At 71.2% G+C, this 25,326-nt stretch carries 24 protein-coding genes; 15 read left to right on the forward strand and 9 right to left on the reverse strand.

Annotated features, from left to right (window positions below):
• Position 1: 1 nt before the first annotated feature.
• Complete coding sequence (locus VGD85_RS00980) at positions 2-178, forward strand: SDR family oxidoreductase (protein WP_331061606.1); 177 nt, start codon at positions 2-4, stop codon at positions 176-178.
• On the forward strand, positions 175-1,056 hold the full coding sequence (locus VGD85_RS00985) for an SDR family oxidoreductase (protein ID WP_331061583.1): 882 nt from the start codon (positions 175-177) through the stop codon (positions 1,054-1,056). The genes VGD85_RS00980 and VGD85_RS00985 overlap by 4 nt, the downstream gene beginning before the upstream one ends.
• A gap of 87 nt (positions 1,057-1,143) precedes the next feature.
• Here VGD85_RS00985 and VGD85_RS00990 read toward each other — a convergent pair whose 3' ends face one another.
• Complete coding sequence (locus VGD85_RS00990) at positions 1,144-2,310, reverse strand: steroid 3-ketoacyl-CoA thiolase (RefSeq protein ID WP_331061584.1); 1,167 nt, start codon at positions 2,308-2,310, stop codon at positions 1,144-1,146.
• 133 nt (positions 2,311-2,443) lie between these two features.
• Here VGD85_RS00990 and VGD85_RS00995 point away from each other — a divergent pair, with 133 nt between their 5' ends.
• On the forward strand, positions 2,444-3,688 hold the full coding sequence (locus tag VGD85_RS00995; RefSeq protein ID WP_331061585.1) for a cytochrome P450: 1,245 nt from the start codon (positions 2,444-2,446) through the stop codon (positions 3,686-3,688).
• Here the strand turns inward: VGD85_RS00995 and map are convergent.
• Positions 3,672-4,439: a type I methionyl aminopeptidase gene (gene map, locus VGD85_RS01000; protein WP_331061586.1), complete on the reverse strand. Its 768-nt coding sequence runs from the start codon at positions 4,437-4,439 to the stop codon at positions 3,672-3,674. The genes VGD85_RS00995 and map overlap by 17 nt on opposite strands.
• Before the next feature lie 104 nt (positions 4,440-4,543).
• Here map and VGD85_RS01005 point away from each other — a divergent pair, with 104 nt between their 5' ends.
• The 3 genes from VGD85_RS01005 to VGD85_RS01015 are packed head-to-tail and all read left to right on the forward strand — an operon-like array spanning position 4,544 to position 6,546.
• Complete coding sequence (locus VGD85_RS01005) at positions 4,544-5,146, forward strand: ATP-dependent Clp protease proteolytic subunit (RefSeq protein ID WP_331061587.1); 603 nt, start codon at positions 4,544-4,546, stop codon at positions 5,144-5,146.
• Positions 5,147-5,151: 5 nt separating this feature from the next.
• Entirely contained in the window at positions 5,152-5,754 is a 603-nt protein-coding gene (locus VGD85_RS01010) for an ATP-dependent Clp protease proteolytic subunit (RefSeq protein ID WP_331061588.1), read from the forward strand.
• 15 nt (positions 5,755-5,769) lie between these two features.
• Positions 5,770-6,546, forward strand: a complete 777-nt coding sequence (locus VGD85_RS01015) for a maleylpyruvate isomerase family mycothiol-dependent enzyme (RefSeq protein WP_331061589.1) — start codon at positions 5,770-5,772, stop codon at positions 6,544-6,546.
• Between the two features lie 38 nt (positions 6,547-6,584).
• Here the strand turns inward: VGD85_RS01015 and VGD85_RS01020 are convergent, their stop codons facing one another.
• The 4 genes from VGD85_RS01020 to VGD85_RS01035 all read right to left on the reverse strand — a co-directional run bounded on the left by VGD85_RS01020 (position 6,585) and on the right by VGD85_RS01035 (position 10,258).
• Positions 6,585-6,917 (reverse strand): helix-turn-helix transcriptional regulator, encoded by a 333-nt coding sequence (locus VGD85_RS01020; protein ID WP_331061590.1) that lies wholly within the window; start codon positions 6,915-6,917, stop codon positions 6,585-6,587.
• Positions 6,918-7,066: 149 nt separating this feature from the next.
• Positions 7,067-8,233, reverse strand: coding sequence for a thiolase domain-containing protein (locus VGD85_RS01025; protein ID WP_331061591.1), 1,167 nt, complete (start codon positions 8,231-8,233; stop codon positions 7,067-7,069).
• The gene (locus VGD85_RS01030) at positions 8,233-9,285 is read right to left on the reverse strand and encodes a thiolase domain-containing protein (protein ID WP_331061592.1); all 1,053 of its coding nucleotides are present in this window, start codon (positions 9,283-9,285) and stop codon (positions 8,233-8,235) included. The genes VGD85_RS01025 and VGD85_RS01030 overlap by 1 nt, the downstream gene beginning before the upstream one ends.
• Before the next feature lie 22 nt (positions 9,286-9,307).
• On the reverse strand, positions 9,308-10,258 hold the full coding sequence (locus tag VGD85_RS01035; protein ID WP_331061593.1) for a Zn-ribbon domain-containing OB-fold protein: 951 nt from the start codon (positions 10,256-10,258) through the stop codon (positions 9,308-9,310).
• Positions 10,259-10,357: 99 nt separating this feature from the next.
• Between VGD85_RS01035 and VGD85_RS01040 the strand changes: the two genes are divergently transcribed.
• Both VGD85_RS01040 and fadD8 read left to right on the forward strand, forming a co-directional pair.
• Entirely contained in the window at positions 10,358-11,401 is a 1,044-nt protein-coding gene (locus tag VGD85_RS01040; RefSeq protein ID WP_331061594.1) for an LLM class F420-dependent oxidoreductase, read from the forward strand.
• Between the two features lie 46 nt (positions 11,402-11,447).
• Positions 11,448-13,067: a fatty-acid--CoA ligase FadD8 gene (fadD8, locus tag VGD85_RS01045; protein ID WP_331061595.1), complete on the forward strand. Its 1,620-nt coding sequence runs from the start codon at positions 11,448-11,450 to the stop codon at positions 13,065-13,067.
• Here fadD8 and VGD85_RS01050 read toward each other — a convergent pair.
• Positions 13,064-14,335 carry an endo-1,4-beta-xylanase gene (locus VGD85_RS01050; RefSeq protein WP_331061596.1) on the reverse strand — a complete coding sequence of 424 codons (1,272 nt, stop codon included), beginning with the start codon at positions 14,333-14,335 and terminating at the stop codon, positions 13,064-13,066. The genes fadD8 and VGD85_RS01050 overlap by 4 nt on opposite strands.
• Before the next feature lie 108 nt (positions 14,336-14,443).
• On the opposite strand from VGD85_RS01050, the gene VGD85_RS01055 reads away from it, so the two are divergent.
• The 6 genes from VGD85_RS01055 to VGD85_RS01080 are packed head-to-tail and all read left to right on the forward strand — an operon-like array spanning position 14,444 to position 21,926.
• Complete coding sequence (locus tag VGD85_RS01055) at positions 14,444-15,742, forward strand: ABC transporter substrate-binding protein (RefSeq protein ID WP_331061597.1); 1,299 nt, start codon at positions 14,444-14,446, stop codon at positions 15,740-15,742.
• 7 nt (positions 15,743-15,749) lie between these two features.
• Entirely contained in the window at positions 15,750-16,727 is a 978-nt protein-coding gene (locus VGD85_RS01060; RefSeq protein ID WP_331061598.1) for a sugar ABC transporter permease, read from the forward strand.
• 10 nt (positions 16,728-16,737) lie between these two features.
• Positions 16,738-17,577, forward strand: a complete 840-nt coding sequence (locus VGD85_RS01065) for a carbohydrate ABC transporter permease (protein WP_331061599.1) — start codon at positions 16,738-16,740, stop codon at positions 17,575-17,577.
• Between the two features lie 31 nt (positions 17,578-17,608).
• Positions 17,609-18,676, forward strand: a complete 1,068-nt coding sequence (locus VGD85_RS01070; RefSeq protein WP_331061600.1) for a LacI family DNA-binding transcriptional regulator — start codon at positions 17,609-17,611, stop codon at positions 18,674-18,676.
• Complete coding sequence (locus VGD85_RS01075) at positions 18,673-20,961, forward strand: glycoside hydrolase family 3 N-terminal domain-containing protein (protein WP_331061601.1); 2,289 nt, start codon at positions 18,673-18,675, stop codon at positions 20,959-20,961. Before VGD85_RS01070 ends, VGD85_RS01075 begins: the two co-directional genes overlap by 4 nt.
• Complete coding sequence (locus VGD85_RS01080; RefSeq protein WP_331061602.1) at positions 20,961-21,926, forward strand: acetylxylan esterase; 966 nt, start codon at positions 20,961-20,963, stop codon at positions 21,924-21,926. The genes VGD85_RS01075 and VGD85_RS01080 overlap by 1 nt, the downstream gene beginning before the upstream one ends.
• Before the next feature lie 6 nt (positions 21,927-21,932).
• Here VGD85_RS01080 and VGD85_RS01085 read toward each other — a convergent pair whose 3' ends face one another.
• Together VGD85_RS01085 and VGD85_RS01090 are read right to left on the reverse strand one after the other, a co-directional pair.
• Positions 21,933-22,775 carry a phosphatase PAP2 family protein gene (locus VGD85_RS01085; RefSeq protein ID WP_331061603.1) on the reverse strand — a complete coding sequence of 281 codons (843 nt, stop codon included), beginning with the start codon at positions 22,773-22,775 and terminating at the stop codon, positions 21,933-21,935.
• A 48-nt stretch (positions 22,776-22,823) separates the two neighbouring features.
• A complete protein-coding gene (locus VGD85_RS01090) occupies positions 22,824-23,636 on the reverse strand; it encodes a crotonase/enoyl-CoA hydratase family protein (protein WP_331061604.1) in 813 nt (270 codons plus the stop codon).
• Positions 23,637-23,682: 46 nt separating this feature from the next.
• Between VGD85_RS01090 and VGD85_RS01095 the strand changes: the two genes are divergently transcribed.
• Positions 23,683-25,320, forward strand: coding sequence for an acyl-CoA synthetase (locus tag VGD85_RS01095; protein WP_331061605.1), 1,638 nt, complete (start codon positions 23,683-23,685; stop codon positions 25,318-25,320).
• Positions 25,321-25,326: the final 6 nt, after the last annotated feature.

Consider the following 25,326-nt stretch of genomic DNA (forward strand, 5'->3'; position numbering starts at 1 on the left):
GGTGGCCGCGATCGAGCGCACGATCCCGCTCGGCCGGATGGCCGACCCGGTCGAGGTGGGGAACGTCGCGGCGTTCCTGGCCAGCGACCTCGCGTCGTACGTCTCCGGGGCGAGCATCGCCTGTCACGGCGGGGGAGAGCCTCCCGCGTTCCTCGTCGTCCAGAAGGGACTCGCATGACGTCGTTGTTGGAGGGTCGCGTCGCGATCGTCACCGGGGCCGGGCGCGGGATCGGCCGGGCGCACGCGCTCGAGCTGGCTCGGCACGGGGCCCTGGTGATGGTGAACGACTACGGCGTATCGCTCTCCGGTGAGGGGACGGGTGAGAGCCCGGCGGACGAGGTCGTGGCCGAGATCGTCGCCGCCGGTGGCCGGGCAGTGGCCAACCAGGCGGATGTCGCGGACTTCGAGCAGTCGGCGGACCTGGTCGCCCAGACGATCCGTGCGTTCGGCGGCCTGGACGTGGTGGTCAACAACGCCGGGTTCGTGCGTGATCGGATGCTGGTCAACACCTCCGAGGAGGAGTGGGACGCGGTGATCCGGGTGCACCTCAAGGGGCACTTCGCGATGATGCGGCATGCGGCTGCCTACTGGCGGACCGAGTCGAAGGAGGGCCGGCAGCGCGCGGCGCGAGTCATCAACACGTCGTCGGGTGCTGGGCTGCAGGGCTCGGTGGGCCAGGCGACGTACTCTGCCGCGAAGGCCGGCATCGCGGGACTCACCCTGGTCGCCGCACAGGAGCTGGGACGCTACGGCGTGACCGTCAACGCGATCGCGCCGGTCGCGCGCACCCGGATGACCGAGGGCGCCTTCGACACCTCCGCGATGGCGCTCCCCGAGGACAACTCGCCGATTGTGGCGTGGCTCGCCTCCGCCGACGCAGGCGACGTGACCGGGCGGGTCATCGAGATCGACGGCTCGACCATCACCGTCGAGACCGGCTGGGCCCACGGCCCCTCGAACGACCTCGGCCGCAGGTGGGAGGCGGCCGAGGTCGGCCCGGCGCTGCGCGCGCTACTGACCGCCGCTCCTGCCCCGGAGCCGGTCTACGGCGCCTGAGGTGGTGTCCGCGCACCTGACGTATCTGTCGTCCTCGGGCGGGCGGGGACGACACATACGTCAGGTGCGCGGAGCGACCGGTGACCCTCAGATCCGCTCGAGGACCGTCCCGGTCGCCATGGCACCACCGGCACACATGGAGATCAGGGCGGTGGTGGCGTCGCGGCGCTCGAGCTCGTGGAGGGCCGTGGTGATCAGCCGGGTGCCGGTGGAGCCGACGGGGTGACCCAGCGCGATCGCGCCGCCGTTGACGTTCACGCGGTCCAGGTCGACGCGGTGCTGGCCGGCCCAGGAGAGCACGACGGAGGCGAACGCCTCGTTGACCTCGAAGATGTCGAAGTCGGAGATCGCCATGCCGGTGCGGTCGAGCACGCGCCGGGTGGCGTCGATCGGGCCGTCGAGGTGGTAGTACGGGTCGGAGCCGACCAGGCAGTGGGTGACGATCCGGGCCCGCGGGGTCAGCCCGAGGGCGTGGGCGCGCTCGGAGTCCATGATCAGCACCGCCGAGGCGCCGTCGGAGATCTGGGAGGACGTGCCGGCGGTGTGCAGGCCGTCGGGGAGCACCGGCTTCAGGCCGGCCAGCCCCTCGAGCGTCGTGTCACGCAGCCCCTGGTCGGCGTCGACCAGCCGGGTCTCGCCCGTGGGCGCGCCGGTCTCGTCGAGCACCGGGGCGGCGTCGTACGCCGCGATCTCGCGCTTGAACCGCCCCTCGTCGACCGCGACCCGTGCCTTCTGCTGGGAGGCCAGGCCGAACGCGTCGAGGTCCGCGCGGCTGATGCCGCGGTTGCGGGCGATCCGGTCGGCGGCCTCGAACTGGTTGGGCATGTCGATCGTCCAGTCGTCGGGACGCGGGTCACCCAGCCCGGGCGGGACGTTGCCGCCGAGCGGGATCCGCGACATCGCCTCGACCCCGCAGGCGATGCCGACGTCGATGGTGCCGGCCGCGATCATGTCGTGCACGAGGTGGGCGGACTGCTGGCCCGACCCGCACTGCGCGTCGATCGCGGTCGCGCCGGTGTGCTGCGCGAGCCCGGCGTGCAGCCAGGCACGACGCACCATGTCGTTGGACTGCTCGCCCGCCTGGGTGACGCAGCCGCCGACGACCTGCTCGACCAGCTCGGAGTCGATGCCGGCCCGCGCCAGCACCTGCCGCTGCGCGAAGCCGAGCAGTACGGCGGGGTGCACGCCGGCCAGCCAGCCCTTGCGCTTGCCGAGGGGGGTGCGGACGGCGTCGACGATCACGGGAGTGCCCATGGGAGGAAAGTAGAACACGTTCTCATTCGGGACAACCCCGACAAGGCTTCCCATGCGTACCTTCGGTATGTAGTCTCTGTCACTAGAACGTGTTCCAGTCAGACGTTGAGCCAGATTCGTTGAGGGAGCTCCCGTGACCGCATCCGACGTCCTGCCCGAGGGTTTCGACTTCACCGACCCGGACCTGATCCAGCAGGCGATTCCGCACGAGCAGTTCCGCGCGGTCCGTCAGCACGCCCCGATCACCTGGATCGAGCAGCCCTGGGAGCCCCGCAGCGGGTTCACCGAGGAGTCCGGCACCGGCTACTACGCCGTCACCCGGCACGCGGATGTCTCCGCGATCTCCAAGGACAGCAAGAACTGGTCGACGTACGAGAACGGCGCCATCATCCGGTTCCCCGGTGAGATGGCCCGCGAGCAGGTCGAGCTCCAGCGGGTGATCCTGATCAACCAGGACCCGCCCGAGCACACCGCGACCCGCGGCATCGTCTCCCGCGGCTTCACGCCCCGCTCGATCGCCGAGCTCGAGGACCAGATGGTCCAGCGGGCCGCGTCGATCGTGAAGGACGCCGTGAGCCGCGGCACCGGCAACTTCGTCGAGGAGATCGCCGCCGAGCTGCCCCTGCAGGCCATCGCGGACCTCATCGGCGTGCCGCAGGAGGACCGGCACAAGCTCTTCGAGTGGTCCAACCAGATGCTCGCAGGCGAGGACCCCGACTACGCCGGCAACAACGAGGTCGCCGCGGCCGAGATCCTCGGCTACTCGATGATGCTGGCCGCCGACCGGCAGGCCAACCCGCGCGACGACCTGATCACCAAGCTCATCAACGCACACAAGGGCGAGCGCGGCCTGACCGACGACGAGTTCGGCTACTTCGTGATCCTCCTCGCGGTCGCCGGCAACGAGACGACCCGCAACGCGATCACGCACGGCATGAACGCGTTCTTCGACAACCCCGACCAGTGGGAGATCTGGAAGCGCGACCGGCCGGCGACGATGGTCGACGAGGTCGTTCGTTGGGCGACGCCCGTGAGCGTGTTCCAGCGCACCGCGCTCGACGACGTCGAGGTCGGTGGCGTGCAGTTCAAGAAGGGGCAGCGCGCCGCGCTGTTCTACGCCAGCGCGAACTTCGACGAGGACGTGTTCGAGGACCCCTACACGTTCAACATCCTGCGCGACCCCAACCCACAGCTCGGCTTCGGCGGCCACGGCGCCCACTACTGCCTCGGCGCCAACCTGGCCCGCCAGGAGATCCGGGTGATCTTCGACGCGATCGCCGACTACGCCCCGGACATCACGCGGCTCGCCGACGCCAAGAGGCTGCGGCACTCCTGGGTCAACGGCATCAAGGAGCTGCAGGTCAGCTACGCGCCGTGAGCACCAGCGGGCCATCCTCGGTGATGGCCACGGTGTGCTCCATGTGCGCCCCGCGGGAGCCGTCCTGGCTGCGCAGGGTCCAGCCGTCCGCATCGGTGTAGATCTCGTCGGTGGTGTGCAGGAACCACGGCTCGATCGCGATCACCAGGCCCGGCCGCAGCTTCAGCCCGCGGCCGGCCCGACCGTCGTTGGAGACGTGCGGTTCGCCGTGCATGGTGCGTCCCACCCCGTGGCCGCCGAACTGGAGGTTGACCTTCAAGCCTGCGGCGAGTGCGGTCTCGCCGATCGCCGCGGAGATGTCACCGAGGCGGTTGCCGGGCCGGGCGACGGCGATCGCGGCGTCCAGCGCCCGTGAGGTGACCTCGATCAGCTCGAGGTCCTCCGGACGCGGCGTACCGACCACCAGGCTGAGGGCGGAGTCGGCGACCCAGCCGTCGACGTTGGCCGCGAAGTCGACGCTCAGCAGGTCGCCGTCGGCGAGCCGGTAGTCGTGGGGGAGCCCGTGCAGCACGGCGTCGTTGACCGAGGTGCACAGCACCTTGCCGAACGGGGAGGCGCCGAACGAGGGGTGGTAGTCGATGTAGCACGACTCCGCGCCGTGCTCGCGGATCATGTCGTGGGCGAGCGCGTCGAGCTCCAGCAGGTTGACGCCGACGTCGGCCCGCTCGGCGAGCGCGGTGAGCACGTCGGCGACGAACCGGCCGGCGGGACGCATCTGCTCGATCTGGGCGGGGGTGCGGAGCTCGATCATGGAGGCGACCCTATCGAGGCGGCCCGCGAGCTCCTCTGCTCAGGGCGGATCCGCTGGGAGCGGATCCGCTGGAGTCCGGGCGGGGTACGCCGCAGGCTCGAGCCATGACCCAGACATCCACGCCGGCCGGCCTGTCCGCCGCCGATCGGCTCCTGCACCAGCGGATCCTCGTCCTCGGCCAGGAGGTCGACGACGCGATCGCCAACAAGCTCTGCGCCGAGCTGCTGCTGCTCTCCGCCGAGGACCCCACCCGCGACATCGCGCTCTACATCAACTCGCCCGGCGGCTCGGTCAGCGCCGGGCTCGCGATCTACGACACCATGCGGCTGATCCCCAACGACGTGAGCACCCTCGCGATGGGCCTGGCCGCCAGCATGGGCCAGTTCCTGCTCGCCGCCGGTACGCCGGGCAAGCGCTACGCGCTGCCGCACTCGCGGGTCCTGATGCACCAGGGCTCGGCCGGCATCGGTGGCACCGCGATCGACATCGAGATCCAGGCCGAGAACCTCGAGCACACCAAGAACGTCGTGCTCGGGCTCATCGCCGAGCACACCGGCCAGCCGGTGGAGGTGATCGAGCGCGACTCGCTGCGCGACCGCTGGTTCACCGCAGAGGAGGCGCGCGACTACGGGTTCGTCGACGAGGTGCTCACCGAGGCCTGGGCGGTCACCCCGCCGAAGCCCAGCCCCTCGTTCGGGCTGCGGTGACGCCGATGTCGACCTACACGATCCCCAGCGTCGTCGAGAAGACCGTCCGCGGCGAGCGCGCCGTGGACATCTACAGCCGGCTGCTCACCGACCGCATCGTCTACATCGGCACCGAGATCGACGACGGTGTCGCGAACGTCGTCATCGCCCAGCTCCTGCACCTGGAGTCCGAGAGCCCGGACCAGCCGATCAGCCTCTACCTCAACTCCCCGGGCGGCTCGGTGACCGCGATGCTCGCGATCTACGACACCATGCAGTTCATCCGTCCGCCGGTCGGCACGACGTGCGTGGGCCAGGCGGCCTCGTCGGCCGCGGTGCTGCTCGCGGGCGGTGCCCCCGGGAGCCGGACCGTCCTGCCGCGGGCCCGGGTGGTGCTGCACCAGCCGTCCGGCGGCGGCCAGGGCACGCTGCCCGACCTCGCCCTCCAGGCCAAGGAGATCGTCCGGCTGCGCTCGGAGATGGAGAAGATCCTCTCGCGCCACACCGGTCGGTCGGTCGAGCAGGTCCGCGAGGACACCGACCGGGACCTGATCCTGTCCGCCGAGCAGGCCGTGTCCTACGGACTCGCCGACGCGGTCCTCGACAGCAGGAAGAAACCGTCCGCCTGACCGGTTGGGCCGGGCATGAGCGCACTCGTGGACCGGACCGTGGCCGCCCTGCGCGCCGAGCACGACACGCTGGTGTCGTTGCTGCCGAATCTCACCGACCAGCAGCTCGAGGGGCCCAGCGGTGCGTCGGAGTGGACGATCGCGCAGGTGCTCTCGCACCTGGGCAGCGGCGCGGAGATCCTGCGCAAGCCGATCCTCCGGGCGGCCGGCCAGGCGGCGGACGCGGAGGCCAACGAGGACGTCTGGGCCCGGTGGGACGCGGCGACCCCCGTCGACCAGGCGGCGGGGTTCGTCCAGCACGACACGGCGTACGTCGAGACGGTCGAGTCGCTGTCGCCCGACCAGCGCGACTCGCTCCTGGTCGACCTCGGGTTCCTGCCCGAGCCGGTGCCGCTGCTCGTCGCGCTCGGCATGCGCCTCAACGAGGTCGCGGCCCACTCCTGGGACGTCCGGGTCGGCCTGGACCCGTCGGCCGGGATCAACCCCGACTCCGCTCAGCTGCTCGTCGAGCTGTACGCCGGCCCGCTGGCCTTCCTGCTCGGCTTCGCCGCCAAGCCGGACCGGCTCGCGGAGCCCGCCCGGGTGGCGATCCCCGGCGGCGGGCTGGTCGTCGCCGACCAGGTCGCGGTCAGCACCGAGCTCGCCGGCGCCACGGCGAGGTTCGAGGGGGAGCAGGAGGCGCTGGTCCGGCTGCTGAGCGGGCGGTTGAAGCCCGAGTACACCCCGGACGGCGTGCAGGTCACCGGCAACATCTCGCTCGACGAGCTGCGGAAGGTGGTCCCGGGCTACTGACCCCGTTGACCCGCCCGAAAGTTTCGGGCGGGTCAACCTCACGCGGCCAGGCAGACCGGGCCGGAGATGCTCCCGCCGCTGAGCCGGCGGCTCACGCGCGAGGTGAGGTCCACCAGGCGCAACCCGAGTGCGCCCGCCACCGCGCCGAGCACCTCCGAGCTCGGCTCCTTGCGGCCGCGCTCGACCTCGGAGAGGTACTGCGTCGAGACGCCGGCCTGCTCGGCGACGTCGGCGAGCGTCCGGCCCGTCGTACGCCGCTCCTCGCGCAGCTCGTGCCCGACGGCCTCGCGCCACAGCGGCTCGGGCTCGGGAGCCGGGCTGGGCGCGGGGGAGCGCTGCGGCGGGACCGGGAATGCGACGACGTCACCCATGGCCCGACTCTACGCACGGATGGCCGCCAGGGGGCCGCGGTTCGCTCACGGCGAACCTGTCAGCCGAAACCCGCACGACACGCCGATACCCCTCGGCGTGTCGTGCGGGTTTCACCGGCCGACCGGTGAAACCCGCCGGCGTGTCGCGCCTAGTTGGAGGGCTTCTCCGACCCGACGACCCACATCGCGAAGAACTGCGAGCCGCCACCGTAGGCGTGGCCCAGCGCCCGACGGGCGCCGTCTACCTGGTGCTCACCGGCGGCGCCGCGCACCTGGAGCGCGGCCTCGCCGAAGCGCAGCATGCCCGACGCGCCGATCGGGTTGGAGGAGAGCACGCCGCCCGAGCAGTTGACCGGGAGCTGGCCGTCCATCGCGGTCGCGCCGGACTCGGTCAGCCGCCAGCCGCCGCCGTTCTCCTCGGCGAAGCCGAGCGACTCCAGCCACATGGGCTCGAACCATGAGAACGGCACGTAGATCTCGGCCGCGTCGATCTCCTCGATCGGGTTGGTGATGCCGGCCTGCTTCCACAGCGCGGCGGCGGCGTCACGGGACGCCTGCGGGTTGACCTGGTCGCGCTCGGCGGCGGTCGTGGCCTCCGAGCGCATCACCGTGCCGTGGATCCAGGCCGGGTTGGGCGAGGCGGCCGCGACGTCCTCCGACACGATCACCAGGGCGCAGGCGCCGTCGGAGGACGGGCAGGTCTCGTCGTAGCGGATCGGGTCCCACAGCATCTGCGAGGCGAGCACGGACTCGACGGTTGTGTCGGGGTTGCGCAGGTGTGCGTACGGGTTCTTCAGCGCGTTCTGCCGGTCCTTGGCCGCGACGATCGCGCCGACGTGGGTCGGCGCCTCGGAGCGGCGGATGTAGGAACGCACGTGTGGGGCGAAGTAGCCGCCGGCGCCCGCGTGCACGGGCATGTTGAACGGCAGCGGCACCGAGAGCGCCCACATCGCGTTGGACTCCGACTGCTTCTCGTAGGCGACGGTGAGCACCTTGCGGTGCACGCCGGCCTGCACGAGCGAGGACGCGACGATCGCGGTGGACCCGCCCACCGAGCCGGCCGTGTGCACGCGCAGCAGGGGCTTGCCGGCCGCGCCGAGCGCCTCGGCCAGGAACAGCTCGGGCATCATCACGCCCTCGAACAGGTCCGGTGCCTTGCCGACGACGATCGCGTCGATCTCGTCGAGGGTCATGTTCGCGTCCAGCAGGGCGCGGTCGATCGCCTCGCGGCACAGGCCGGCCATCGAGACGTCCTCGCGCTTGGCGCGGTGGTGGGTCTGGCCGACGCCGACCACGGCGGCGGGCTGCTTGGCCATCAGATCCGTCCTTCCAGGACACAGAGCAGGTTCTGCTGCAGGGCGGGCCCCGACGTCGCGTGCGCGACGGCCTTGGACGCCTCGCCGGACCAGATCCGGGAGGCGGCCTCGCCGACGCGGATGCCGCCGCCGGAGAACATCGGGTTGCCGGTCAGCGCGCCGCCGGACGGGTTGATCCGGACGTCGTCGGCCAGGCCGAGCTCGCGCCGCAGGACCAGCTCCTGGTGGCTGAACGGCGCGTGCAGCTCGGCGACCTCGACCCCGTCGAGGTCCACGCCCGACGCAGCGCGCGCCGCGGACGGGGCGCGGGTCAGGTCGCGGGTCCCCATGCTGATCGGGTCGACATTGTGGGCGAGGCCGGTGATCCACGCGGGCCGCTCGCGCACCTCCCGCGCCTTGTCCCCGGCCGCGAGCACGATCGCGGCCGCGCCGTCGGTGACGGGGGCGCAGTCGTGCTTGCGCAGCGGGTCGGCGTACATCGGCCGGGAGAGGAGGTCGTCGACCGAGGAGCCGCCCTTGCGGATCGCGTACTCGTTCTTCTCGGCGTCGGTCAGCGACCGGTTGGCGACCTCGGCCATCGCGCGCTCGTCCCACGCGCCGGCGTCGATGCCGGCCCGCGCCTGGAGACCGGCGAGCGACACGGTGTCCGGCCACAGCGGCGTCATCGTGTACGGGTCGAGCTGGAGCGCGAGGGTACGCCGCAGCACCCCTGCGGACGCCTTGCCGAACGCGTAGACGAGCGCGGTGTCGACCTCGCCGGTCTGGATCTTCAGCCACGCCTCGTACATCGCCCATGCGAGGTCCATCTCGACGTGCGACTCGTTGACCGGTGGGATGACGCCGATCGCGTCGACGGCCTGGACGAACGAGAACGACCGGCCGGCCAGGTAGTCCGACGACCCGGAGCACCAGAACCCGATGTCCCGCCGGGTCCAGCCGGTCTGCTCGTAGCACTCCCCGAACAGCGGGACCAGCAGCTCCACACACGTCGGGGACCCGTCGAACTGTGCCATCTGTCGCTGGGCGAAGCCCACGACCGCAACGTCTCTCATCTGCTGCCTCTCGGATCGCTGGTCAGAGGTGGTGCCGGTAGGACTCGTAGTCGGCGTCGGGCTCGCCGGTGGGCTCGAAGTGGTCGATGTTCTCCAGCGAGTACGTCCACTCCTCGCGGGGCTTCCACACCGCCTTGACCCGCATCCCCATCCGGACCTCCTCGGCCGGGACGCCGAGGATCAGGTGGAGGACGGCGATGTCGGCGCCGTCGAGGAGCACGTAGGCGGAGACGTACGGCGGGGTGATCTTCTGCCCCAGGAACGGCACGTTCACCACGCAGAACGTCGTGATCGTCCCGGTCTGGGAGACCTCGACCTCCTCGGCCGTCGGCGTGCCGTCGCTGGGGCAGGCGCTGCGCGGCGGCACGTAGACCTTCTGGCACGCGGGGCAGCGCTGGCCGACGATGCGGCCCTCGTTGAGGCCGCGGTAGAACGCCGACTCCTCGGGGCTCGCGGCGTAGATGTAGTCGAGGGAGACCGGTGTGACGACTCCCGTGACCGGGTTGTCGCCAAGCGCCTCGGTGCCGGTCGGACCGGAGTCGGTGGCGGGTTCGAAGACCAGGTCGGTGATCGCCCCGACCCGCTGCTGCGCCCACCGCACCTGCACGCGCATCCCGGTGCTGACCTCGTCGGGCGAGGAGACGTCCAGCGCGTGCAGCAACGGGGTGTCGGCGCCGTCGAGCGTCACCAGCGCGAACGCGAAGGGCCGGTCGAACGGCTGGTCCTTCACCGGCTCGGGCACCCAGGTCCACGACGTCACGGTGCCGGTCGAGGCGACCTCCACGAAGTCGCTCACCGCCTCGTGGGTCACGGGATCGAACTCCGGCGGCGGCACGACGACGCGGCCGTCGGAGGTGCGCGCGCCGACGACCGTCGCGTCACGCAGGCCGGTGAGGAAGCGCCCGAGGACCGGTCCCGTCGAGCGGGTGTAGTCGAACGCTACGGTGACCGGTGCTGACAGTGTTCGTGTCATGGTCCGAAACTAGAACACGTTCTACACTTCGACAAGGCTCAGTGACCGAAAACCACGAGCTCAGTGACCGAAAGCAAGACACGTCGACAGGAGAGACCCATGAAGCTCGGACTGCAGCTGGGCTACTGGGGCGCGCAGCCCCCGCAGGGCGTGGCGGAGCTCGTCGCCGCGGCCGAGGACGCCGGCTTCGACGCGATCTTCTCCGCGGAGGCGTGGGGCAGTGACGCGTTCACGCCGCTGGCCTGGTGGGGTCGGGAGACCTCGCGGATCAGGCTCGGTACGTCGATCGTGCAGATGTCCGGACGGGCGCCGACGTCGATCGCGATGCACGTGCTGACCCTCGACCACCTCTCCGGCGGCCGGGTGATCCTCGGCATGGGCGTGAGCGGACCGCAGGTCGTGGAGGGCTGGTACGGCCAGCCCTTCGCCAAGCCGCTGGCCCGCACCCGCGAGGTCGTCGACATCATCCGCCAGGTGCTCGCCCGCGAGGCGCCGGTGACCAACGCCGGGCCGCACTACCCGCTGCCGTTCCACGGCGAGGGCTCGGTGGGGCTCGGCAAGCCGCTCAAGCCGATCGTCCATCCACTGCGCGCCGACGTGCCGATCTGGCTCGGCGCCGAGGGCCCCAAGAACGTCGCGCAGACCGCGGAGATCGCCGACGGCTGGATCCCGATCTTCTACACGCCCAAGTCGGCCGGCATGTACCAGCCCTGGCTCGACGAGGGTTTCGCGCGGCCCGGCGCCCGGCGTACGAGGGCGGTCTTCGAGATCGCCGCGACGTGCCACCTCCAGGTGGTGTCCGACGCGGAGGAGAAGGCCGCGGTGGTCGACGCGATGCGGCCGTTCGTGTCGCTCTACATGGGCGGCATGGGCGCCAAGGAGGCGAACTTCCACAACCAGGTGTTCGTCCGGATGGGTTACGAGGACCTCGCGGCGGAGGTCCAGAAGCTCTACCTGGCGGGGGAGAAGGACCGAGCGACCGCGCTCATCCCCGACGAGCTGGTCGACGACATGCACATCATCGGCACCGCCGGCGAGGTCAAGGAGAAGGTCGCGCAGTGGGAGGAGACCGGCGTGACGACGCTGCTGCTCAGCTGCCGCTCCGCCGAGGAGGTCCGCTCGGTCGCGGAGCTGCTGGCGTAGCCCACCCCACTGGCACGAAACTGGAACACGTTCTACCCTTCGTGGCATGACCGACGACATGCGGACCGGGACGCACAACGGCCACCTGATGGTGGCCGCGCTCAAGCGCCATCGGGACAAGCCGGTGATGCACCTGGGCGACACGACGATCACGGGCGGGCAGGCGGCCGAGCGGATGAGTCAGTACGTCCAGGCCTACGAGGCCCTGGGGGCGGGCAGGGGGACGGCCGGCGCGCTGCTCGCACTCAACCGTCCCGAGGTGCTGTTCATCCTCGGGGCCGGACAGACCCAGGGCTACCGGCGTACGTCGCTACACCCGCTCGGGTCGCTCGACGACCACGCGTACGTGATCAACGACGCCGAGATCACCACGATCACGATCGATCCGGTCCCGATGTTCGTCGAGCGCGCGCTCGGGCTGCTGGAGCGCTGCCCCAAGCTCGAGAAGGTCCTCACGATCGGCCCGGTGCCCCAGGAGCTCAGCCACGTCGGCTTCGACCTCACCGCGGCCGCCGCGTCCTTCGACCCCATGCCTCTCGAGGCCGCCACGCTCGACCCCGACCACATCGTGTCGATCACCTACACCGGCGGCACCACCGGCCGGCCCAAGGGCGTCATCGGGACGTCGCGGCAGATGCACACGATGACCCAGATCCAGATGGCCGAGTGGGAGTGGCCGGAGTCGCCGCGCTTCTTGATGTGTACGCCGCTCTCGCACGCCGGCGCGGCGTTCTTCGTGCCCACCGTGCTCAAGGGCGGCTGCCTCTACGTGCTGGCGAAGTTCGACCCGGCCGAGGTGCTGCGCACCATCGAGGAGGAGCGGATCACCGCCACGATGCTGGTGCCCTCCATGCTCTACGCGCTCCTGGACCACCCCGACAGCCGGACCAGGGACCTGTCGTCGCTGGAGACCGTCTACTACGGCGCGTCCGCGATCAACCCGGTGCGACTGCGCGAGGCGATCGATCGCTTCGGCCCGATCTTCGCCCAGTACTACGGGCAGTCCGAGGCGCCGATGGCGATCAGCTACCTCGCGAAGGACGACCACGCCGCGGCGGTGCGGGACGGGGGGGACGAGCGACGGCTCGCGTCGTGCGGCCGGCCGTCGGCGTTCGTCCGGACGGCACTGCTCGACGAGGACGGCCGGCGGGTGCCGGTGGGGGAGCCGGGCGAGATCTGCGTCGCCGGCCCGCTGCTGGCCGGCGGCTACTGGAACCTTCCCGACGCCACCGCCGAGACCTTCCGCGACGGCTGGATGCACACCGGCGACGTCGCTCGCGAGGACGAGGACGGGTTCTGGTACATCGTCGACCGCACCAAGGACATGATCGTCACCGGTGGGTTCAACGTGTTCCCCCGCGAGGTCGAGGACGTCGTGGCCGCGCATCCGGCTGTCGCCCAGGTCGGGGTGATCGGCACCCCGCACGAGAAGTTCGGCGAGGCGGTGACCGCGATCGTCGTGCTGCGCTCCGAGGCGCCGAGGGACGAGGACGCGATCGCGTCGATGACCGCCGAGATCCAGGAGATGGTCAAGGAGCGCAAGGGCTCCGTGCAGGCGCCCAAACAGGTGGTCGTCGCCGAGTCCCTGCCGTTGACCGCGCTCGGCAAGCCGGACAAGAAGGCGCTGCGCGCCCGGTACTGGACCGGCGAGCGGGCGGTCGGCTAGCCGACGACCACCTCGACGGGCGCCCCGTCCGGGGCGATCGTGAAGGGGTGCGCCTCGCCCGCGACCTCGATCTCGTAGTCGCCCGCCCAGCCGGTCACCGGCACGCTCCCGTGGTCGTCGGTGCGCAGCGCCGTGGGGGCGAGCCACCACTCCTGCTTGATCAGTCGGCGTAGCGCGTCGTACGCCGGCTTGGGCGTGCCGTCCGCCCGGACCAGCCCGGCCGGCGCGCCGAGCCAGGCGCCGCGGTCGGTGATGCCCCAGTAGTTGACCGCCTCGACCGCGGGGTGGGACAGCAACGTCCGGTAGTGGCGGACCACCTCGTCGGCCTGCCGCTCCTCGCCCTCGGGAGTCGATGGCCAGGTCGGCGGCTGGAAGTCGTTGAGGTCCTCGATCTCCGGAGGCATCAGATCGCCGGAGAGCAGGGTCGTCTCGGTCATCTGCAGGGGCAGCCCGTAGCGAGCGAAACGCTCGAGCGTGGCGAGCGTCCGCTCCTCGCCCCAGTAGCCCTGGTGCATGTGGCTCTGCAGCCCGATCGCATCCACCTGGATGCCGGCCTCGAGGACGCCCTCGATGAGACACTCGTAGGCGGTGGACATGTCGAAGTCGTTGAGCACGAGCCGCACGCCGGCGCCGACGCTTCGCGCCTCCTCGAAGGCGAGCCGGACCGTCGGGATCCGGCCGATCCGGCGACACAGCCGCGTCACAGCGTTCTGGTGCTCCTCGTTGTCGAACACCGGCATGATCACGACCTCGTTGATCGCGTCCCAGGTGTCGATCAGTCCGGCGAACGTGCCCACCTCCCGACGCACCCGGGCGCGGACGACGTCCTCGACCTCCTCGTCGGCGCGTCCGCGCAGCCAGTCGGGGGCCAGGGTGTGCCACACCAGGGGATGGCCCTTCAGCGAGACGCCGCGCTCGCGGAACCAGCGGGCCGCGGCGAGCAGCCGCTCGGTGTCCGGCTGCCCCTCGACCGGCTCGAAGCCGGCCCAGTAGAACGGCAGCGTGGCGGTGTTGAACACGTCGAGCCACAGCTCGACCAGGCGCTCGGCGGAGTCGCGGTCGGCGCCGCCGAACACGTGCGGACCGTTCGAGCCGATGCCCACCTCGGCCGCCGCGAGGTCGACGAAGTCGAAGCCGATGTTGCCGAAGGCGAAGGCGTGCCGGACCTGCCGGACGGTCACCTCGGCGCCGGACCAGGGCGACCCGTCGGGGTGGCGCAGGGAGACCGTCGTGGCGTGGGAGCGGTGGGAGGAAGAGAGCGCGATCACATGGAAATCGTTATCGATAACGATTGACATGCGCAAGAGGGAGTGGCACGTTTCGTGGTGTGTGACGGACGTCCCACAACGGTCGTGGGCGACATGGAAGGGTTCCCAATGAGGCGGAAGACTCGAAGCGCGGCGTTCGCCGTGCTCGCCGTCGGTGCGATGTTGATCGCATCGGCCTGCGGTAGCGACAGCGACGGTGATTCGTCGAGCAAGGGTGGCGACACCACGATCACGTGGTGGCACAACTCGAACAACGAGCCCGGGAAGGGCTACTACGAGCAGGTGGCCAAGGACTTCGAGGCCGACCACCCGGGGGTGAAGATCGAGATCTCCGCCATGGCCCACGAGGACATGGTCGACAAGCTCGCGGCCTCCTTCCAGAGCGGCGACCTGCCCGACATCTACATGGAGCGTGGCGGCGGTGAGCTGGCCGACCACGTCGAGGCGGGCCTGGTCCGCGACATCTCCGACGACGCGTCCGAGGAGATCGACAAGATCGGCGGGTCGGTGGCCGGCTGGCAGGTCGACGGCAAGACCTACGCGCTGCCGTTCTCGCTGGGCGTCGTCGGCTTCTGGTACAACACCGACCTGTTCGACAAGGCCGGGATCACCGAGACCCCGACCACGATGTCGGACCTCTACGACACGATCGCGAAGCTCAAGGCCGCTGACATCACCCCGATCTCGGTCGGCGCCGGTGACAAGTGGCCGGCCGCGCACTACTGGTACTACACCGCGCTGCGGTCCTGCTCCGAGGACGTGCTCAAGGGCGCGGTCACCAGCCTGGACTTCTCCGACCCGTGCTTCGTCAAGGCGGGCGAGGTCGTCGAGGACCTGCTCAAGACCGAGCCGTTCAACCCCGGCTTCCTGAGCACCCCGGCCCAGGAGGGCGCGACCTCCGCGTCCGGCCTGCTGGCCACCGGCAAGGTCGCGATGGAGATGCAGGGACACTGGGAGCCCGGCGTCATGCAGGGCCTCACCGACAACGGCCAGGGCCTGGGCGACAAGACCGGCTGGTTCCCGTTCCCGGCCGTCGAGGACGGCGCGGGCGACCCCGCGGCGCAGCTCGGTGGCGGCGACGCCTGGGCCGTCTCCGAGGGCGCGCCCGACGAGGCCGTCGAGTTCGTGAAGTACCTCCTCTCCGACGACGTCCAGATCGGCTTCGCCGAGAACGACATGGGCCTGCCGACCAACCCGGCGGCGTCCGGCTCGGTGTCCGACCCGGCCCTCGCCGGCCTGCTCGAGGTCCGCGACGCGGCGCCGTTCGTGCAGCTGTACTTCGACACCGCCTTCGGTGAGTCCGTGGGTGGCGCGATGAACGACGAGATCGCGCTGCTGTTCGCCGGCAAGGCCTCGCCGCAGGACGTCGTGGACGCCACGCAGCAGGCCGCGGCCGACCAGGGATGATCTGACGATGTCTCACGAGGGCGCCGCCGTCACCGCGGCACCCGCGCATGCGGAGGTCACCCGGCGCGCGAGGTCGCGCCGGGTGACCCCCCGGCAGGACGGTCCCTGGCGCCAGCGCCTCGAGATCACGCTCTTCGTGACTCCGGCGCTGACCCTGATGGCGTTGTTCGTCGTCTGGCCGATCGCCTCCGCGGTGCGGATGTCGTTCTACCGCTGGAAGGGCTTCGGCCCGATGGACGACTTCGTCGGCTGGCGGAACTACGACCGAGTGCTCACCGACGAGGTCTTCACCGACGCCGTCGTGCACAACTTCACGATCGTCGTGCTCTCCATCCTCGTCCAGTTGCCCCTCGGCCTGGCGGTGGCGCTCTTGCTGAACCGCAAGATCCGGTTCCGCGGGCTGCTGCGCACGATCGTCTTCGTGCCGTACGTCGTGGCCGAGGTGATCGCGGGCGTGATCTGGTTCCAGCTGCTGCAGCCGGAGTCCGGTGTCGTGGACGGCCTCATATCCGGGGTCGGACTCACGCCACCGGAGCAGGGTTTCCTCGGGACCCCGAACCTCGCGCTGTGGACGGTGTTCGCGGTGCTGACGTGGAAGTACCTGGGTCTGGCGATCCTGCTCTTCATGGCCGGTCTCCAGAGCGTGCCCGACGAGCTCTACGAGGCGGCCCAGCTCGACGGCGCCAGCTGGTGGCAGACGCAACGACGGATCGCGATCCCGCTGCTGGGCCCGACGATCAGGACCTGGGCGTTCCTGTCGATGATCGGCTCGATCCAGCTGTTCGACATGGTCTGGATCCTGACCGGCGGCGGGCCCGCCAACGCCACCACGACGATGGCGACCTACCTGATCAACCAGGGCACGCAGCGTCACAACTACGGCATCGCCGGTGCGGCGTCCGTGGTGCTGTTCGTCATCGGCTTCGTGATGGCGCTGGCCTACCAGATGCTCGTGCTCCGGCGCGACACCCAGACCGAGCGATGAGGTGAAGGACATGGCATCGCGACGCAAGAAGGAGTTCGGCGGCGGCGGTCCGCTGGTCTACTTCCTGGCACTCGCAGCGGTCGCCCTGACGCTGGGCCCCGTGCTGTACGGCGCCCTCGGCGGATTCCGCAGCAACGAGCAGCTGGCCCGCGACCCCGCCGGCCTGCCCGACCCGTGGGTCTTCTCCAACTACAGCGGGGTCGTCACCAACCCGGACTTCTGGCGCTACGCGCTCAACTCCACGGTGATCGCGGTGATCACCACCGTGGTCGCGGTGCTGTTCGGGGTGATGGCGGCCTACCCGCTGGCGCGCGACCAGTTCAAGCTGCGCGAACCGCTGTTCATGGTGTTCGTGCTCGGCCTGCTGTTCCCGGCCGCGGTCGCGATCATCCCGCTGTTCATCCTGGTCACCCGCGACCTCCACATGGGCAACAGCTGGTGGGGGGTGGCGCTGCCGCAGGCGGCGTTCGCCCTGCCGATCACCGTCGTGATCCTCCGGCCGTTCCTGATGGCGATCCCCAAGGAGCTGGAGGAGGCCGCACTGATCGACGGCGCCTCCCGCATCGGGATCTTCCGGTGGCTCGCGCTCCCGTTGTCGCTGCCCGGCCTCATCACGACCGGCGTCCTGGCGTTCGTCGGGTCCTGGAACGCGTATCTGCTCCCGCTGCTCCTCCTGCAGCAGGACATGCGTACCCTTCCGCTGGGCGTGGCGGACTACTCGACGGAGCACTCGGCGGACACGGCGGGCGTGCTCGCCTTCACGACGCTCGCGATGATTCCCGCGCTCCTGCTGTTCCTGGCGTTGCAGCGGCGCATCGTGAGCGGGTTGCAGGGCGCGGTCAAGGGCTGATCCGCGAGGGCATGTGGGAGAGGACGTCAAGGTGAACTCGAGCTCTGGGGACGGCTCCGCGCCGACCGAGGACCGCCGGCCACGGTCCGGCGGTGGCCGGGTGACCATGCAGCAGGTCGCCGCCGAGGCGGGCGTCTCGGTGTCGACGGTGTCCAAGGTGATCAACGGCCGCTACGGCGTCGCCAGCGAGACGTTCGACCACGTCACGGCGGTGGTCGAGCGCCTCGGGTACGAAGCCAGCCTGATCGCCCGGAGCCTCCGCAACAGCCGCACGAACGTGATCGGCCTGCTGGTCGCCGACTTCGAGCCGTTCAGCGCGGAGGTCCTCAAGGGCGCCGCCGACGCGATCCGGGGGACCGGCTACGAGCTCGTGGCCTACTCCGCCGGCGGTCGCGTGGACGAGCACGTCGGCTGGGAGCGGCGCTACCTCTCCCGACTGATGGGCACGCTCGTCGACGGCGCGGTCCTGGTCACGCCGACCGTCACCGACGTGCAGCACGACGGCCCGATCGTCGCCGTCGACCCGCACACCGGTCGCTCCAGCCTCCCGACGGTCGCCGCGGACAACCTGCAGGGTGCCCGCCTGGGTGTGGACCACCTCCTCGGGCTGGGGCACCGGCGGATCGGCATGGTCACCGGTCGTCCCGACCTGATCTCGGCGCAGCTGCGGGAGCGCGGCTACCGCGAGGCACACGCCGCGGCCGGTGTGCCGGTCGACGAGAGCCTGCTGCGACTCGGCGCCTTCGAGCACGACCAGGGCCGGGAGGCGGCCCGCGAGCTGCTGCTGATGGACGACCGGCCCACGGCGATCTTCGCCGCCAACGACCGGACGGCGCTCGCCACCCTCGAGGTCGCCGCCGAGCTCGGCATCGCGGTGCCCCGGCAGCTCTCGGTGGTCGGCTTCGACAACATCCCGGAGTCGGCCCTCGCCGACCCGCCTCTGACCACCGTGCAGCAGCCGATCCGGCAGATGGGCTACGACGCCATCCGCCTGCTGGTGGCCCTGATCGACGGCGAGACCCTCGCCGACACCCGCCTGACGCTCGAGACCACGCTGGTCGCGCGGCAGTCCACGGCGCAACCTGAAGGAGCAGCGTGACCGAGAAGTGGCAGGACCCCAGCGTCCCGGTCGACGAGCGGGTGTCCGACCTGATCGGCCGGATGACGCTCGCCGAGAAGGTCGCCCAGCTGAGCGGCGTGTGGGGCGTCGACCCCGACGTCGGCGAGATGGCACCGATGCTGCGCGACGCGATGGGCCGGGCGCGAGCCTGGGCCGACGTCATCGCCGACGGGCTCGGTCAGCTGACCCGGCCGTTCGGCACCGAGCCGATCCATCCCGCCGAGGGCCTGCGCGCCCTCGCCGAGCGCCAGCGCGAGGTCATCGCCGCCAACCGGTTCGGCATCCCCGCCCAGGTCCACGAGGAGTGCCTCACCGGGCTGGCGGCCTGGCAGGCCACCGTGTACCCCTCGCCGCTGTGCTGGGCCGCGTCGTTCGATCCCGGCCTGGTCGAGCAGATGACCTCCCGGATCGCCGCGAGCATGCGACGGCTCGGGGTCCACCAGGGCCTCGCGCCGGTGCTCGACGTCGTGCGCGACGCGCGCTGGGGCCGGGTCGAGGAGACCCTCGGCGAGGACCCGTTCCTCGTCGGCCTGATCGGCAGCGCCTACGTGCGCGGACTCGAGAGGGCAGGGGTGGTCGCGACGCTCAAGCACTTCGCCGGCTACTCCGCCTCCCGCGCCGCCCGCAACCTGGCGCCCGTGGGGATCGGGCCGCGCGAGTTCTCCGACGTGATCCTGCCGCCGTTCGAGATGGCGCTGCGGGCCGGCGCTCGCTCGGTGATGAACTCCTACACCGACACCGACGGCGTGCCGGCTGCCGCCGATCGGGCGCTGCTCACCACGCTGCTGCGCGACACGCTCGGCTTCTCCGGAACGGTCGTGGCGGACTACTTCTCGATCGCGTTCCTCCGCACGCTGCACCACGTGGCCGCGACCACGGGGGAGGCGGCCCGCCTCGCGCTCGAGGCCGGCATCGACGTCGAGCTGCCCTCGCCGAACGCCTACGACGAGCCGCTGCTGCAGGCCGTCGCGGACGGCCTGGTCGGCGAGAAGCTCGTCGACCAGGCGCTCAGCCGGGTGCTGGCCCAGAAGTGCGAGCTCGGGCTGCTCGACCCCGGCTGGGCGCCGGCCGAGGTGGGCGACGTCGACCTGGACGACCCGGAGTCGCGCGCGATCGCCCGCGACCTCGCGCGCCGGTCGGTGGTGCTGCTGGCCAACGACGGCACGCTGCCCCTGGCAGCGGGCTCGCGTCTCGCGGTCGTCGGCCCCCGCGCCGACACGGCGCAGGCCCTCATGGGCTGCTACTCGTTCCCCATGCACGTCCTCGTCCACTACGACGGCATCGAGATGGGGCTCGAGGTCCCGACGGTCCGCGAGGCGCTGGCCGACGACTTCGACGTCGCCTACGCCGAGGGGTGCCCGGTGCTGGGCGGCTCCGACGAGGACATCGCCGCGGCGGTCGCGCTGGCTGCGGACGCCGACGTGTGCGTCGCCGTGCTCGGCGACCAGGCCGGCCTCTTCGGCAACGGGACCTCCGGCGAGGGTTGCGACGTCGCGACGCTCGACCTGCCCGGCCGCCAGGAGGAGCTGCTCGAGGCCCTGCTCGCCACCGGCACCCCGGTCGTCGCGGTGCTGCTCGTCGGTCGCCCCTACGACCTGAGCCGCCAGGTGTCGCGGCTGGCCGGCCTCGTGTGCGGCTTCTACCCCGGCGAGGAGGGTGCCCGGGCCTTGGCCGACGTGCTCAGCGGGCGCGTGAACCCGTCCGGCCGGCTGCCGGTCAGCTTCCCGGGCGCCGGCTCGACCCAACCGGCGACGTACCTCGCCGCCCCGCTGGGCCAGCGCAGCGAGGTCAGCGTGGTCGACCCGACCCCGCTGTTCCCCTTCGGGCACGGGCTCTCCTACGCCGCCGCGACCTGGGGCGCGGTGGTGGCGGTGTCGGGCGAGCGCTGGGACACCGAGGGCACCTGCGAGATCGCCGTCGAGCTCGCCAACGACGCGGACCGGGAGGTGTCGGAGGTGGTCCAGGTCTACCTGCACGACCCCGTCTCCTCGGTGGTCCGGCCGGTCCAGCAGCTCATCGGCGCGGCCCGGGTCGACCTGGAGCCGGGCGAACGCCGCCGAGTCCGCTTCGAGCTGGCGGCCGACCTCGCCTCGTTCACCGGCCGCGACCTGGTGCGGATCGTCGAGCCCGGCGCCATCGAGCTGCGGATCGGGGCCTCGAGCGCGGACATCCGCGCGGTCGTGCCCGTCGAGCTCGTCGGCCCGTCGCGCCAGGTCGGCGCGGAGCGCGTGCTCGAGCCGACGGTCGTGGTCGAGGCCTGCTGATGCCCTGGTTCGACCTGCCCGAGGCCGAGCTGCGCGACTACCGCACCTCGACGCCCGAGCCCGCTGACCTCGACGCCTTCTGGGCCGCCCGCCTCGCCGAGGCCGCCGAGGCGGCCGCACCGCCCACGCTCACCCGCCACGCGGAGGACGCCTACGGGGCCGTCCGTGTCCACGACGTCGAGTTCTCCGGCGCGCGCGGGGATCGGATCCGGGGATGGTTCCTCCAGCCCCCCGGAGCCGGGGACGTCCCGGTCGTCGTCACCTTCATCGGGTACGGCGGCGGCCGGGGCCTGCCCGTCGAGCACCTGGCCCTGCCCGCCGTCGGCATCGCGACGCTCGTCATGGACACCCGCGGCCAGGGCGGTGGCTGGTCGGTCGGCGCCACCGGCGACCCCGGTCGCGGCGAGGGGCCCGAGTACCCAGGCGTCATGACGCGCGGGATCACCGACCCGGCGCGCTACTACTACACGCGGCTGTTCGTCGACGCGGCACGGGCCGTCGACGTCGCGGCCGGGCTCGAGGGTGTCGACCCCTCCCGTCTCGGGGTGCAGGGCGTCAGCCAGGGCGGTGGGCTGGCGCTGGCCGCCGCGGCCCTGCGCCCGGACCTCGTGAAGGTCTGCCACGCGGACGTGCCGTTCCTCTGCGACCTCCAGCGCGCGGTCGGGCTGACGGGCGAGTTCCCCTACCGGGAGGTCGCGAACTTCCTCTCCCAGCAGGTCGACCTCGCCGACCGGGCGCTGGACACGCTGCGCTACGTCGACTGCGCGTTGCTCGCGCGCCGGATCCGGGCGACGACGCTGATGAGCGTGGGGCTGATGGACGAGATCTGCCCGCCCTCGACGGTGTTTGCGGCCTACCACGAGATCGACGCGCCGAAGGAGATCGCGGTGCACCGGTTCGGTGACCACTCGGTCCCCGCCGCGCACCACGAACGGCGCCTGCGGCACCTGCGCGCGACGCTCTGACGGCGCTCAGCACTCCTCGGCGTACGCCGGCGCCGGGACCACCTCGAGCCCGGCCGGGGCCCGGGTCCGCCGCGCCCGCAGCGATCGGACCGTGGTGTCGAGTGCGAGACCCGCCCCCAGCAGCAGGATCGCCACGATGCCGTCCAGCCACCAGTGGTTGGCGGTCGCGGCGACCACGAGCGTGGTGAGCACGACGTGGAGCAGGAACAACCACCGCCACCGGCTGGTCGAGGCCGCGACAATGCCGAACGAGACGACCGCGGCCCAGGCGACGTGGATGGAGGGCATCGCGGCGAACTGGTCCGAGACCCCGGTCGTGACGTCGGAGCCGTAGACCGAGATCCCGTAGTGGTGGGAGAGGTCCTCGTAGCCGAGGTCGGGGAAGAAGCGGGGCGGTGCCACCCGGACGAACCGGATCACCAGGCAGGCCGCGGTGACCAGCGCCAGGCCGTTGCGCCAGTGGGGGTAGTGGTCGCGGTGGCGGACGAAGAGCCAGACGAGGAACGCGATGAGGGCCGGGACGTGCACGGCCGCGTAGTAGAACGTCGTGGGCGAGGCGAGCCAGTCGTGCCGGAGCACGAGCTGCTGGAGCGACAGCTCCGTCGGCAGGTGCAGCGCCTGCTGGAACCGGTCGATGTCACGGCCGCGCTCCATCGCGCCGGAGTCGGTGGCGAGGGGGAGCTTCCGGGCCAGGCGCCACACGGCGTACAGGCCCGCGACGAGCGCGAACTCCATGGCGGCGGGCTCGAGGGCGCGCGCCGCATCGGAGCGGACCCGACGCAGCAGCCACCCCAGCATCAGGCTGAGGACGGCGGCCAGGGCGGCCTGGTCCCAGGTCGGCCACGGCACGTCCCCAGTCTGCCAGCGTGCCCGCCGCCGCGATGACGAACCCCCAGGTCAGCGGCCCTGGAACTGCGCGGCGCGCTTCTCCGCGAAGGCCCGCGGGCCCTCCTTGGCGTCATCGGAGGCGAAGACCGCCATGCCGACCGACGCGTCGTCGGCCCAGCACTCCTCCTCGTGCCGGCCCTCGGAGTCGCGGACGGTCCTCAGGATCGCCTGGACGGCCAGTGGCCCGTTGGCGCAGACGAGGTCGGCGATCTCGTGCGCCTTGGCGAGTGCCTCGCCGTCGGGCACGACGTGGCCGATCAGCCCGATCTCCTTCGCCTCGGGGGCCTGGATGTGCCGACCGGTCAGCAGCAGGTCCATCGCGACCGTGTAGGGGATCTGGCGGGGCAGCCGGACCGCGGAGCCGCCCATCGGGTACAGGCTCCAGCGCGCCTCGGAGATCCCGAAGCGAGCGGACTCGCCGGCGATCCGGATGTCGGTGCCCTGCAGGATCTCGGTGCCGCCCGCGATCGCCGGACCTTCGACGGCGGCGATCAGGGGCTTGGTGAGGCGGAAGCCCTTGAGGAGCCCCTTGATGACCGAGGGATCGAACCCGGATCGGAAGCTCTCGTCCGGCGAGCGCTTCGTGGCCGCCTTCAGGTCCATGCCGGCACAGAAGTAGCCGCCGGCGCCGGTGAGGATGCAGGCGCGGATGTCGGGGTCCTCGTTGACGCGGTCCCACGCCTCCTCCATGATCGCGAGCATCTCCCCGGAGAGTGCGTTGCGGGCCTCGGGCCGGTTCATCGTGACGACGAGCTTGTGGCCGTCCTGCTCGACGAGACAGTGGGGTGCATCAGGGCCCGCGCTGGTCCGGGGGGAGGTCATGGCGGGCAGCCTAGCCAAAAACGAGAACGTGTTCTAGTCTCGCGGCGTGGCTCACAACATCGCTGACCTCTTCGAACACGCCGTCGATGCCGCGCCCGACAACCTCGCCCTCAAGGTGGGTGACCGGGCCGTGACGTACGCCGAGCTGGAGGCCGACGCCAACCGCCTGGCACACCACCTGCTGGCCCAGGGCGTGGGCCCCGGCGATCACGTCGCGATCTACGCGAAGAACAGCATCGAGCACGTCGTCGCGACGTTGGCGATCGTGAAGATCCGGGCGACCACGATCAACGTGAACTACCGCTACGTCGAGAGCGAGCTCGACTACATCTTCGACAACGCCGACGTCGTCGCACTCATCCACGAGCGCTCCTACGCACCGCTGGTGGCCGCGTGCTGGCCCAAGCACGAGCGGCTGCGCACGGCCGTCGTGCTCGACGACGCGCTGGATCCCGCCGACCGGTCCGACTTCTCGTCGTACGGCGGCGTCCACTACGACGAGGCGCTCGCCGGGCAGAGCGCCGAGCGCGACTTCGGGGAGCGCAGCCCCGATGACATCCACATCATCTATACCGGCGGGACGACCGGCTTCCCCAAGGGCGTCATGTGGCGCCACGAGGACTTCTGGCGCGTGCTCGGCGGCGGCATCGACTTCTACACCGGCGAGCCCCTGGGGGAGTACGACCAGTCCAAGCAGGCGACCGATCCGCGGATGGTCACGTTCCCGTTGAGCCCCCTGATGCACGGCGGGGCCCAGGCCGGGCTGCTGATGCACCTGTTCGCCGGTCACCTGACGATCCTCGAGCCGAAGTTCGACCCGGTGCGCACGTGGGAGATCATCGACCGCGAGAAGGTCCAGCTGATCTTCATGACCGGCGACGCGATGGCCCGGCCGCTGATCGAGGCGTACGAGAGCGGCGGGTACGACGGTTCGTCGCTCGTCGCGGTGGCCAGCAGCGCCGCCATCTTCAGCCGTCCCGTCAAGGAGCGGTGGATGGCGGCCTTCCCCAACGTGTTCTTCACCGACTCGGTCGGCTCGTCGGAGACCGGCTTCCAGGGCACCGGCCTGCAGGACGCGGAGAACATCAAGGGCGAGGGCTGCGTCGTGAGCCTCGGTCCGGAGTCCGTCGTCCTCGACGAGGGCAACAAGATCCTCGACCTCGCCTCGAACGTCGGCGCCGTCGGGCGGCTGGCCCGGTCGGGGTCGGTCCCGCTCGGCTACTACAAGGACCCCGAGAAGTCCGCGCGCACGTTCATCGAGATCGACGGCACCCGCTACTCGGTGCCCGGCGACTTCGCCCGTATCGAGGCCGACAACAAGGTCACGCTGCTGGGCCGCGGGTCGAACTGCATCAACACCGGCGGGGAGAAGGTCTACCCCGAGGAGGTCGAGATGGCGCTGAAGGCCCACCCCGACGTCTACGACGTGCTGGTGGTCGGGGTCGCCGACGAGAACTACGGCCAGGCCGTCTCGGCGGTCATCCAGCCACGCGGCGAGAACCGGCCGTCGGTGGAGGAGCTGCGCGCGTTCCTGAGGGCGGACCTGTCCGGCTACAAGCTGCCGCGCGCGGTCACCTATGTCGACGAGATCCCGCGCAGCGCCACCGGCAAGGCCAACTACCCGGCGGCCCGCAAGCTCGTGGGCGCCGCGGTCTCGGCCGCCGCCGCTCCCGCCCCCGCCTGAGGAGAC

The organism is Nocardioides sp., from assembly GCF_036401255.1.
GTDB lineage: Bacteria > Actinomycetota > Actinomycetes > Propionibacteriales > Nocardioidaceae > Nocardioides.

Bases quoted from the DNA above. Each gene is read 5' to 3' on its own strand.
- VGD85_RS00985 (WP_331061583.1), top strand. From the start codon at position 175: ATGACGTCGTTGTTGGAGGGTCGCGTCGCGATCGTCACCGGGGCCGGG.
- VGD85_RS00990 (WP_331061584.1), bottom strand. From the start codon at position 2,310: ATGGGCACTCCCGTGATCGTCGACGCCGTCCGCACCCCCCTCGGCAAG.
- map (WP_331061586.1), bottom strand. From the start codon at position 4,439: ATGATCGAGCTCCGCACCCCCGCCCAGATCGAGCAGATGCGTCCCGCC.
- VGD85_RS01005 (WP_331061587.1), top strand. From the start codon at position 4,544: ATGACCCAGACATCCACGCCGGCCGGCCTGTCCGCCGCCGATCGGCTC.
- VGD85_RS01010 (WP_331061588.1), top strand. From the start codon at position 5,152: ATGTCGACCTACACGATCCCCAGCGTCGTCGAGAAGACCGTCCGCGGC.
- VGD85_RS01015 (WP_331061589.1), top strand. From the start codon at position 5,770: ATGAGCGCACTCGTGGACCGGACCGTGGCCGCCCTGCGCGCCGAGCAC.
- VGD85_RS01020 (WP_331061590.1), bottom strand. From the start codon at position 6,917: ATGGGTGACGTCGTCGCATTCCCGGTCCCGCCGCAGCGCTCCCCCGCG.
- VGD85_RS01025 (WP_331061591.1), bottom strand. From the start codon at position 8,233: ATGGCCAAGCAGCCCGCCGCCGTGGTCGGCGTCGGCCAGACCCACCAC.
- VGD85_RS01030 (WP_331061592.1), bottom strand. From the start codon at position 9,285: ATGAGAGACGTTGCGGTCGTGGGCTTCGCCCAGCGACAGATGGCACAG.
- VGD85_RS01035 (WP_331061593.1), bottom strand. From the start codon at position 10,258: ATGACACGAACACTGTCAGCACCGGTCACCGTAGCGTTCGACTACACC.
- VGD85_RS01040 (WP_331061594.1), top strand. From the start codon at position 10,358: ATGAAGCTCGGACTGCAGCTGGGCTACTGGGGCGCGCAGCCCCCGCAG.
- fadD8 (WP_331061595.1), top strand. From the start codon at position 11,448: ATGACCGACGACATGCGGACCGGGACGCACAACGGCCACCTGATGGTG.
- VGD85_RS01055 (WP_331061597.1), top strand. From the start codon at position 14,444: ATGAGGCGGAAGACTCGAAGCGCGGCGTTCGCCGTGCTCGCCGTCGGT.
- VGD85_RS01060 (WP_331061598.1), top strand. From the start codon at position 15,750: ATGTCTCACGAGGGCGCCGCCGTCACCGCGGCACCCGCGCATGCGGAG.
- VGD85_RS01065 (WP_331061599.1), top strand. From the start codon at position 16,738: ATGGCATCGCGACGCAAGAAGGAGTTCGGCGGCGGCGGTCCGCTGGTC.
- VGD85_RS01080 (WP_331061602.1), top strand. From the start codon at position 20,961: ATGCCCTGGTTCGACCTGCCCGAGGCCGAGCTGCGCGACTACCGCACC.
- VGD85_RS01090 (WP_331061604.1), bottom strand. From the start codon at position 23,636: ATGACCTCCCCCCGGACCAGCGCGGGCCCTGATGCACCCCACTGTCTC.